Below are 10,996 nucleotides of genomic sequence, written 5' to 3'. Positions count from 1 at the left end.
AGATATTGTATATTCACATACTCCACTAGAATTCTCACCATCGAACTAGCTTGGAAACATATTATGAATACTTTACTCAAATTAACACTGCCTTTCACTGCTGCAATTATACTATCAGCTTGTGGAAGCAGTAGCAGCACTAAACCGACGACTGCCCCAGTAAAATCAGAAACACCTACAACGCCTGTAACTCCAACACCCGTTACACCAGAACCTGCTGCTGTACATTCTATTCAGCCAGAAAACGTTGCGCAATATATTGAAACATTTAAGCGCCAATATGATGCGCTTGACCTACAAATTAATGGCGTAAAATATGACATATCTTATGTAGATAGCGATAGAGATGCTAACGTTATTTATGCGAAATACGACAAAGGCTATTTATTTTTCGGGTTTGATTTTGACAATAATCAACCTATTGCCTCACTTACCGTATTAGAAACCGAATTAGATGATATTAACGACGCCATTGCCGAGCCGACCGCTTACTTCTTTGGGACTGGTCTTAACACGACTTCGGATGATAGCGACAATATTATCTATTCAGGAAGTATTAATAACACCACAGGGGAGTACTCTGTCAGGTTGCTTATAAATGAATCGCTCCTTTCCAGTGGCAATAGCAGTATAGAAGTTGAAGGTGACACGGCAAAACTCAATGGCGAGCTTGGTTCTTTAACATATGTACAATTAAATGACTTAATTAACAACCAACCTGCTGTAAAAACACTATTACTACAATCTATTGGGGGTTCTTTGAATGACGATATCAACATGCATACAGGCAGGTTAATACGCAACGCACAATTAAATACCAAAGTAGAAGCGACTTCTAAAATATATTCGGGTGGTGTTGATTTATATGCCGCGGGGTTCAGCCGTACATACACACCAGGCGCAGTCGTTGGGGTACACTCATGGTGTTGTAATGACGCGGGTAAATCTGCCGCAGACCTCGAAAAAGATGATCCCGCTCATGGTCCACAACTGACTTATTTTAGAGAAATGTTAGGCAAAGAACTCGGCCCAGAATTCTATTTTTTCACGATAGATTCAGCCGCTTTTGATTCAATTCATGAGATGACCCAACAGGAACTAGATAAGTTTTTACTTATCAAATAATCAAAAAATTGTTTAAAAATGTAGAGAGGCACCTGATAAAGGTGCCTCTTTGCGTTATGTCTGTTATATTTTATTACTCGTTGAATTAATTATTTTTGCAGAGTATATGCCCCAGCCTACACGTATTTTACTGGTAGAAGATGATGGAAAATTGGCTTCTTTACTCAATAGTTATTTTTCAGGGTATGGCTTTGATGTCGAAATACTGACTTCAGGTGAACATGCCGTTTCACACATCGTAAACCAGTCTCCTGAGCTCGTTATATTAGACCTCATGTTACCTCATCAAGACGGATTAAGTATTTGCCGCGCAGTTAGAGAACACTATCACGGCGCAATTTTAATGCTCACAGCAAGCGGTGATGATATGGATCAAGTGGCAGCACTGGAAATCGGTGCTGACGACTTTGTGCAAAAGCCTATTCAGCCAAGGGTATTATTAGCACGCATTAAAAACCTGTTACGCCGCACAAATAACCAAAATGTTACAAACAATATTCAAGAAAGTAGCGAGACAAACACAATAAAGACCTTTGGCGCACTGTGGTTAAACCAAACACTTCAACGCTGTACACTTGCCGATGAGTTAATTACCCTTACTCCGTCTGAATTTGCTTTACTGTGGCATTTGGTTGAACATTCTGAGCAAGTTAGAAGTCGAGAACATCTACTTAAATCACTGCGAAATATTGATTATGACGGCCTCGACAGGTCAATCGATAATAAAATATCGCAAATTCGTAAAAAATTAAAAGACGATACAAGCCGCCCCCAGGGGATCATCACAGTTCGTGGCAAGGGTTATATGTTCGTACCCGACTTTTGGTAAGTAAACCCCATACAATCCCATACAGTCGCATCAATAAAAAACAGGTAACCTACAGGCCTACTACGTAAAGTAAATTTAAGATTGTTCGGGAGTCATATCGTGACTAGGTTATTTATTTCATTTTATACAGGGCTATTGCTGACGCTTTATGGGTTTGTGGTACTCGCACATTTAATTAATACGTATGCCATTATTGACGTTGATAACATCACTGATGCCCGCCGATTCTCGGCTGAAATACAATTACTCGAAGAATTAGACCCACATATCTCACCAGAACGTCGGCAGTCTTTATTAAATATGATTGCTGAACATAACCAAATAACCATCGAATTAATAGGAAAAACACAAATCCCCGATTATGTGCAAACGCATTTAACCCAGAGCAATGTCTGGTTTGATGATGAAGAGTTTAACTACTTCAAGGCGTTTACAGAAGATAACTATTATAGAATCGCGAGGGACTATAACCACCCGTTAATACAGATTGAAGAAACGATAGAGAACTATATTATCATTGCACTTATGGTGTGTGTGGCATTGTGCTGCTTTATTTGGTTTTTTGTATTACATCGTAAACTAGCCCTAATTGAAAAAACGCTCATTAGCATCAGCGAAGGGGATATGGCTGCGAGAACACCCGTCAAGCAACATTTACAAATTGGTCAGCTCAATACGTGCGTCAATGTGATGGCTGATAAAATTGAGCACCTTTTAACGAGTCACAAACGCTTGACTTACACAATAGCGCACGAGTTTCGCTCACCGCTATTTCGTATGCAATTACATTTAGAACTACTAAGTTTAAATAAAAAAGGAGTAAATTCGAACCATATTAAAGAACTTGAAGATGAACTTTTTTCTCTTGAAGATATGGTCGATGAATTACTCAGCTACGCACAAATGGAAAGAGCTGAACTCAGACCCGAATTAAAACGCCTAGAGCTCCACGAATTTATACAGACCTTGTGTGATAAGTTAACTTTCGAATGCGTGCATACCTTACATTACATCAACAACCAATCCTTACGTTATTTTGTACTCGCTGACCCTTCCTTATTGGCCAGAGCGCTTGGAAACTTAATTACCAATGCAGATAAGTACGCCAAAGAACATATATATGTTCTTTTAACTGCAAACAGCGAAACCTTAACCATAATAATTGAAGATGATGGCGAGGGCATTGACGACAACCACAAGCAGGAAGTATTTGCGCCATACTACAGAATAAGAGAAGCGAATAACCAATCAGGCTTTGGATTAGGTCTGGCTATTGTTAAAGAAATAGTTAGCCTGCACCAAGGCGCCATTGCCATACAAGATAGTGAACATGGTGGCGCCAAATTCACAATGGCATTACCGCATTCGAATTGACGATAAATTTTTGGAAATCGATGTAAGAAGTGATAGAAAATCGAGAAACAAGTCAATGAAGGGGGCTTACATAGGTAGATTACTTAGTGCTCTAGTCAATTACTTATTTAACCTCAGGTTTGGATAAGGGTTTTGGAATAGACGATGTTTTGTAAACAAACTTACGTACAATCCAATGATGACATTTTGTTCAATATCAAGGCGCTTTTATGCAGTAATAGCGGGCTATTACAAATGAAAGCAACGCTGAGAGTGAGTAAAATAGCTTTATTGGGCAAATTCGCTTATCCAGAGCTGAGGTTACTTATCCATTGTCTAGCGTTACTTTAGGAGTAACTCTAGATTAAAGCTTAAGTCACTACTGTGTTGAGATATTTGCCTTACTTCGACCGCGACGACATTATTTTGTTGCAGCGTCACTTTTTTATTAAGCGTCACTTCATACCACATATATTCAATCAAAGAACCTGTTGCAAAGTGAACATCACTATTATTAGAAGTTAAGCGGGGTTGCCCTGATTGTGTACCATTTGGGAGTAGCAAGCGGTGGACTTCGATGCCATTAATAAAGACTCTTGCGCCATCATCAACCAACATTCGTAAATTAAGCTTAGTGGGGACATTAGGGCCATTCCAATTAAACTCATGACGAAAGTAATAGGCAATAATCGGCGTTCCTGCACTTGTCTTTGCTAAACGTGTTTGTTCATCTCCTTCTCCGAAACCCAATTGTGCTTTCCCTAACGGCCATTTTGAATCATCAAAAAGTGGGTGATGCCAATTGTTAGCAGGTGCTATGGCGCTATCATAATATCGCCATTTTGCATTGACTGGAACGAGCACATTTTGCGCCAAAGATTGCGAACTTAACGCAATTAAACATACTATAAAAATAAACCTTAACGCTTTATTCATTCTCACTCACAAACACCATAATGTTATATACGTTTTAGATTGTGCTATATAAGCATTTCGACTCAAAACTTTAACACTATCATTCTGATATTACTAATTATAAAAATAACATCGCTTTACATTAGGTTTTATCAACCAACATCACTAACAAAAAACTAAATGCTGTTCCAAGGTATAACTTCGAGGCATATGCTGCCGCGTATACAACAATTAAAACAACGCAGGTTTATAACGAATGAAAACCACAATAATTAATTTAGTTTTAGCAACAAGCTTAATAAGCACCTCATTTGTCGGCCACACAGCGGATCTCACTAGAGGCCCGTATTTACAAATGGCGGCGCAAAAACAAGTCACAATACGTTGGCAAACAGATACCCCTGTAAAATCACAATTGCACTATGGAGAGTCACTTGGCAATCTGAAACCACTCTCTTATTCTGAAGCACTGAGTACAGAACACGAAATAACCGTAGACAAGCTACAGCCTGATAAAAAATACTTCTATGCAATATATGATGGTGCAACGTTACTCAGTGGCAATGATGAACAAACTTATTTTCGCACCTCTCCATTAAAAGACAGTGGTAAGAATACAAGAATATGGATATTAGGCGATCCTGGAAGAGCTGGCACAGATCCAGATACCACCGCACAAAAAATTGTACGGGACGGATATTTGAAATTCGCAGGCAATACACCGCCTGATTTTTGGATGATGTTAGGTGATAATGCGTATAACGATGGCACCATCACCGAGTATGACAATGCCGTATTTAGTCAATATCCCACTATTTTAAAACAATCAACTCTTTGGCCTATTATGGGAAATCATGATAATCGCTCTGCAGATGTTGAAACCCAAACGGGTGGCTTCTATGATTTATTTTCCATCCCTACGAATGCCCAATCAGGCGGTGTTGCATCATCTCATGAAGCCTATTACTCGTTTGACTATGGCAATATTCATGTTGTCGTGCTCAACTCATCTGACAAAGAGCATTATAAAGAGTCTAGTGCCATGTTAGATTGGCTAAAACAGGACCTAGCAGCGAATGACAGTGAATGGCTTATCAGTGCATTTCATCATCCAGTGTATGGAAAAAGTGGTCACGATTCAGATGAAGCAGAAAACATGATCTTTATGCGTGAGCGCTTCTTACCTGTACTTGAACAGTACGGCGTCGATCTTATTTTAGCTGGTCATAATCATTTTTACACCCGTTCTGTGTTAATGGCTGATCACCACAAAAAGTCGGGGGATTACAATCCTTCTACACACATAATGCACGGTGGCAACGGTCAACCTGATAAGGATGGCGCTTATACTAAAAAACAGGGAGAAAAAGGGGCCGTTTTTATAACTCACGGAGCCAGTGCAGGTAGTGGAAAGGGGTATGCAAGGCAAGTACGCCCAGACGAAATAAGTGAGGGGAAGCGTCATCCGACAGATTATATATACGGTGGCCGAGGCTCAATTGTTTTAGATATTTTTGCCAACTCTCTCAAAGCACATGTTCTCGGTCCGCAAGGTGATATTGTCGATTACTTTACTATCACACACAGAGATGACAATTCGCCCGCAAACAATCCACCTATCGCCGTTATCAACGCACCGTCAGAACTGGCATTATTTGAACCTGGGCAATTCTCGAGTGAAGATTCACTTGATTCTGATGGTCATATCGTGGCTTACTATTGGCAGTTTGGAGATGGCGTAACAAGCACACTCGCAAATAGTACACACCAATACTCAGCGCCAGGAGATTATATTGTTCGTTTAACGTTAACAGATGATAAAGGCGCACAAACAAGTACCAACACTCACATTTCAGTAAGCTCTGCGCTTACGACTAAACTCACCAAAAATGAACCAATTACGGTTTCAGGTAATGCAAAAGATACCATTTATTTTTATTATGAAGTGGATAATACCTCTCAGCCTGTGACGGTATCTATAACAGGAACACAAGGTGATGCCGACCTTTATGTAAAGTATGCACAGCGACCAACTAAAACTGACTATGACTGTAAACCTAACAAAAATGGGAGTGTTGAAACATGCAATATTACCGAGCTGAGTGCTGGGAAGTACTTCATCATGCTGTATGGCCACAGAGCTTTCTCTGATGTCACATTGCTAGCTACCCAAACCACGCTTAATAATTCTAACCCTATTGCCGATGCGAATGGCCCATACCAAACAACATTAGGGACTAATGTACACTTCAGCAGTGCCGGAAGCTTCGATTCTGATCAAGATGAATTAAGTTACTATTGGCAATTCGGTGACGGCGTTACCAGTACACAGGTCTCACCTGAACACGCGTATATCAAAGAGGGAAGGTACAGCGTTTCTTTAACCGTGCAAGACCCGCATGGTGCACAAAGTACCGATACTACTTTTGTAACAGTATCCGATGACATTGCACAACCAAATAACTGCGAACAAGGTGTAGAGCCAACCCATGGAGGGCGAATAGAACCTGCCAAACAATATTGTCTAGCCACGCAAAATAGTGCAGGGCAGTTACAGTATTCACTGTATATTAATGAGCAATACTTAGGTAAAAACCTGTTCATAAATACCGCGCATGGAACGGGTAACGCCAACATTTACTATCAATACTCTAGTCGTCCAAACAAAACAAACTGGGATGCCAGAAGCATTACTGATGGCAACAATGAATCACTCAAAGTTACGAATCTTAAAACAGGCTGGCATTATATACACATCACCACAGAGCAACACTTTGACGGTGTATCCATGCAAGTATCAATAGATTAATTTCCACTCATGAGGTAAGGCTGACTGCGGTCTTACCTATTTCAAGATGCTCAAAGACGATAGAGTAACACAGTCCTTCATAGTCAATTAAATCCATTAATTGGACTCTGAGAAAATTATAAGTACTATACCTATTCAACCCACAAAAATTAGTTTCTTCATATATTTATGCCTAGTACTGAACCCCCTTTTCTAGACCACTTCACCATGAATCAGTGGGTTGTAGATTGTAAAAAACTCACAGCAGTACATGCTAATAAAAAAGTTCGATTAGAACCAAAAGCAGCGCTGATCTTGCAATATATGGCTGCTCGACCGGGCCAAATCATTAACCGAGAAGAACTATTTAATCAATTTTGGTCTAATCAAGTGGTCACAGAAGATGCCTTGAATCGCGTTATTTCTTCTTTAAGAAAGGCGTTTGATGACAATCTGAACGAACCACAATACATTGCGACCATACGCAAGACTGGCTACAGATTAGTGGCAGAGGTGGCCCCTTTACCATCGGGAAGTAAGTATGCAAAGCGTAGGGTAATTAGTTATATAAGCTTTTTTTTAATTATATTATTCACATTGCCACTCATAACACGCATTGTATCAACTACTGAGCCCACAATATCGATGGGTTCTATGCAGCGCTTAACTTACAACACTGACCTAAAGCTTATGCCCAACCTAAGCGAAGACGGTACGCATTTAACATATATTGAATCAGACATAGGCGAAATGGATACCATTGTATTGATGACGGTGAAAAATCAGCGCAAAGAACACTTCAGCGCATATGGCTACGAATTTATGCACCCAGTAATTACCGCTAAAACAAACTCTGTACTCGCTTTAACCCGTAAAAACCAAGCTCATTCAATATCACTTATTGACCTGTCTAACGACACAATCAAGCACATTGTTAAGCTACGCGGTGAAAGTTATGGTTTAAACCATCATATAAATAACAAAACCCTTGTTTTTACCCAAGAACACATCAACTCAAAAACACATCGACTAGCAATTTACGACGCTTTAATCGATTTAATAGAGCCACTTTCAACACCACCGCGGGGATTGACTGATAAGTACCCGATATTTTCACCTTCAGGGTTAAAAATTGCTTATATCCGTTCTAAAGCTTCATCTGACCACGCGCTATTTACGGTGGACCTCGACGGGAACGAAACTCAATTGAGTAACTATCAAACTACAATTTCTGGGTATGACTGGGTCGATGATGAACACCTGCTATATGCCAATGAGCAGGGCGTACATTTACTTGCTCTGACTGGTGAAACTAAAACAATATCAGCGCCACTTCCCACAAATACATTATCAAACTTACAAATTAGTAGTAATACCGGTACTCTTTTATTCTCTTTACAGCAGACAAACTTAAAAGGCGTCGCTCTAGATTTAACCCAGCCAAAAAACGCATTACCACTCACAGCATCAAACAGTAATGATAGCGAACTTTCGATTAGTCCAGATGCAAAAAAAATGGGTTTTGTTTCAACGCGTAAAGGTTACAAAACACTATGGATTAGAGGTAACAATCACTTAAGCAGTATTAACAACTCTAAATTCGATGATATTTATGATCTAGTGTGGTCAACAGACAACCAACGCATTGCTGCGACTGTTAAACAGGGTAGTAAATATGGCATAGCAATCTATCATGTTGAGCTCGATAATTTACATGTTACATGGTTAAGTTCAGATCCTGTACATGTTATAGGCTGGAACAAACATAATAGGGTGCTTTACGCTCAAAGACACCACCTGCACTGGCGTTTAGCCAGTTACAATAGTGCGACCTCAGCACACTCGTATTATCCAGCTATAAACGTCTATCAAGGCCGACTTTTACCGGATAAAGAATCCTTGCTGTATATCGACGCTGTTACGCGCACGCTATGGCAATGGGACTTTAATAATAAACCTAAAAAAATACCGACTCCGAAACAAATGACGTTAGATCGAAACTGGGATGTCGACCTTTATGGCATCTACTATATAGACACCAATGGCACCGTAAAATACTACAAGATGGATAATGGTGAAGTTAAGAGCATTGTGGATCACCCATATACATTTTCATTCCAATCCAGACCGCAAGTGCGTTTGCATGGGTTTATAGGGACCAATAAGACCGTGACAAACAACGATTTTTGGCTTTCAGCCATCACTTTGTAACGTCGGTTTGTCACTAAATAAAAACTATTTTATAAAGTGCTACTAAGTTTTATGGGGTAGCGGGACGATAGCGTGTAAAAAGATGTTAAAGCTAGAGCAAAAGCATAGCTATTTAAACACCAGAAAAGCCCGATACTGTCTATTACCTATAGTACAATTATCATGTATATTCTCACTCTAATTTATTCAATTTCCAACGAATGCATGGAAAGAAACGAATGGCAAAGTACAAGAGCCGGTCAAGTCAAAAGTTTGGAGTACAATTGTGAGATTTTTCCAAGAGGATTCACAACGGCAATAAGTAAGTTAATTGTGTTCTTAAATTGCAGTGGTACTTAACACCTCATCACAAGTATAGAAATGTCCGATACCGTCTAGTATTGGACATTTAATGTGTAAATCATGCGCTTAATACAAATCAAAATACCAGTATATTATAATAATTAATTAACACCCCATAATTTACGTTATGTTAAATTGCTACATTTACGTCATATTGTCTCAAAAACCCCTTACGAATCAGAATTGTATCGTAACCTCTATAAATATATAATTCCTGCCCACTTCATCCCATTGATTTTTTTAATTAAAAACCCAGAATGCAATCTAAAAAAATCATTAAGATTATTCCGCGCTTGGACGCTCGACATAACAACGTCAAAGGAGTACGGATAGTATGACGGATTTTAAGCAGCTATTATTTAGAGCTGGATTTATGAACTTTGGAAAATTAGATCGCAAAGGAGCGGCAAAGTTCATGTACACGACGGAACGTACATTAGATAGATGGATTACAACTAACAAACCATGCCCTAGAGCTGTTCACATGCTCAATTCGCGTATTGACGGCATCATCTCAAACCGTAAAGAGTGGAACGGCTTCCATATATGCCGTGATGGCTATCTGTGGACGCCTAGAGGCCATCGTTATGACGCTTTATATCTTAATAAGATTGATTTTTTGCAACGAAGTAACCGCATGCACGAAAGCAACGCGGCAACTTTACAGATGCAAATAGATCACTTACAAGAATTAGTTGAAGCGAGCGATGTTCTTAAGTCAATGGGTAATGATTTAATCGCCATGAGTGATAAGTTCAGGTTTAAACAAGCTGTAATGCATTATCGCGCTAAGAAGGAAAAAAGCGCTTAAACTTTAAGGGCCGCATTTGTGGCCCTTCTTTTTTATCACCTAAGAAGAATTATGCATCATCAACTACACTAAATGTATGTTTAACTATAGATAGAACGTTATGCTGACATACAAGCGGATTCAAGCTGGGCAATATATTGTATCTGATGGACGATATATTATAAAAGAAGGTTCTGATTGGTACGTGCTCAACAGTGATCAAGAAATGTCTTTTGGCCCATTACCAACACTTAAAACAGCTAAACAATACGTTTCCGAAGGGACCGTTTATGGTAGTCAGCATAACTATCGAACCAGTCACGGGCGTCGCCAAAGTAAAAAAGAGTTCAATGCTTACCTCGCTGCTGAAGCAAAAAATGGAAACCCGGGGCCATTAATACTCTACATTATTGTACTTATTGTGATTTGTTCATTCTTCGCTATTGTTCAAAACATTAACTAAGGTTTAAATTGGTTTTATAGTATTAAAAAAGGGCTAACTGCCCTTTTATTTTATCTGCTGTTTTATCTCTTTTACTGCATCTTTAAGCCACCGTATATCCGTTTTATTGACTGTTACGGCTGTAAATAGTGCTACACCGTTAGATATAACGATTGCAATTGTGTCTATGCTGATTGTCAT

General features: G+C 39.3%; 10 protein-coding genes. 8 read left to right on the top strand and 2 right to left on the bottom strand.

Annotated features, from left to right (window positions below; all coding sequences use genetic code 11):
• Window positions 1-63 precede the first annotated feature (63 nt).
• The 3 genes from J8L98_RS01460 (at window position 64) to J8L98_RS25125 (ending at window position 3,328) form a co-directional block, all read left to right on the top strand.
• Window positions 64-1,125: a hypothetical protein gene (locus tag J8L98_RS01460; protein WP_210994961.1), complete on the top strand. Its 1,062-nt coding sequence runs from the start codon at window positions 64-66 to the stop codon at window positions 1,123-1,125.
• Window positions 1,126-1,174: 49 nt separating this feature from the next.
• Complete coding sequence (locus tag J8L98_RS01455; protein ID WP_247682381.1) at window positions 1,175-1,954, top strand: response regulator; 780 nt, start codon at window positions 1,175-1,177, stop codon at window positions 1,952-1,954.
• A 99-nt stretch (window positions 1,955-2,053) separates the two neighbouring features.
• Entirely contained in the window at window positions 2,054-3,328 is a 1,275-nt protein-coding gene (locus J8L98_RS25125; RefSeq protein WP_210994960.1) for an ATP-binding protein, read from the top strand.
• A 321-nt stretch (window positions 3,329-3,649) separates the two neighbouring features.
• On the opposite strand, the gene J8L98_RS01445 is transcribed toward J8L98_RS25125, so the two are convergent.
• Window positions 3,650-4,243 (bottom strand): hypothetical protein, encoded by a 594-nt coding sequence (locus J8L98_RS01445; RefSeq protein WP_210994959.1) that lies wholly within the window; start codon window positions 4,241-4,243, stop codon window positions 3,650-3,652.
• Window positions 4,244-4,478: 235 nt separating this feature from the next.
• Here J8L98_RS01445 and J8L98_RS01440 point away from each other — a divergent pair, with 235 nt between their 5' ends.
• The 5 genes from J8L98_RS01440 (at window position 4,479) to J8L98_RS01425 (ending at window position 10,816) form a co-directional block, all read left to right on the top strand.
• Window positions 4,479-7,031 carry a PKD domain-containing protein gene (locus tag J8L98_RS01440; protein WP_210994958.1) on the top strand — a complete coding sequence of 851 codons (2,553 nt, stop codon included), beginning with the start codon at window positions 4,479-4,481 and terminating at the stop codon, window positions 7,029-7,031.
• A gap of 207 nt (window positions 7,032-7,238) precedes the next feature.
• A complete protein-coding gene (locus J8L98_RS01435; RefSeq protein ID WP_210994957.1) occupies window positions 7,239-9,221 on the top strand; it encodes a winged helix-turn-helix domain-containing protein in 1,983 nt (660 codons plus the stop codon).
• Window positions 9,222-9,383: 162 nt separating this feature from the next.
• Window positions 9,384-9,560, top strand: a complete 177-nt coding sequence (gene gmtX, locus J8L98_RS24755) for a gamma-mobile-trio protein GmtX (protein WP_282098742.1) — start codon at window positions 9,384-9,386, stop codon at window positions 9,558-9,560.
• 337 nt (window positions 9,561-9,897) lie between these two features.
• Window positions 9,898-10,374, top strand: coding sequence for a hypothetical protein (locus tag J8L98_RS01430; protein ID WP_210994956.1), 477 nt, complete (start codon window positions 9,898-9,900; stop codon window positions 10,372-10,374).
• A 100-nt stretch (window positions 10,375-10,474) separates the two neighbouring features.
• The gene (locus J8L98_RS01425) at window positions 10,475-10,816 is read left to right on the top strand and encodes a hypothetical protein (RefSeq protein ID WP_210994955.1); all 342 of its coding nucleotides are present in this window, start codon (window positions 10,475-10,477) and stop codon (window positions 10,814-10,816) included.
• A gap of 45 nt (window positions 10,817-10,861) precedes the next feature.
• Here J8L98_RS01425 and J8L98_RS24995 read toward each other — a convergent pair whose 3' ends face one another.
• Window positions 10,862-10,996, bottom strand: coding sequence for a hypothetical protein (locus J8L98_RS24995; protein ID WP_282098741.1), 135 nt, complete (start codon window positions 10,994-10,996; stop codon window positions 10,862-10,864).

Origin of the sequence: Pseudoalteromonas sp. MMG013 (genome assembly GCF_018100885.1) — a bacterium.
Taxonomy (GTDB): Bacteria; Pseudomonadota; Gammaproteobacteria; order Enterobacterales; family Alteromonadaceae; genus Pseudoalteromonas; species Pseudoalteromonas aurantia.
The sequence above is the reverse complement of the archived record's forward strand: the minus strand, read 5'-3'. Positions and strand labels throughout refer to the sequence as shown.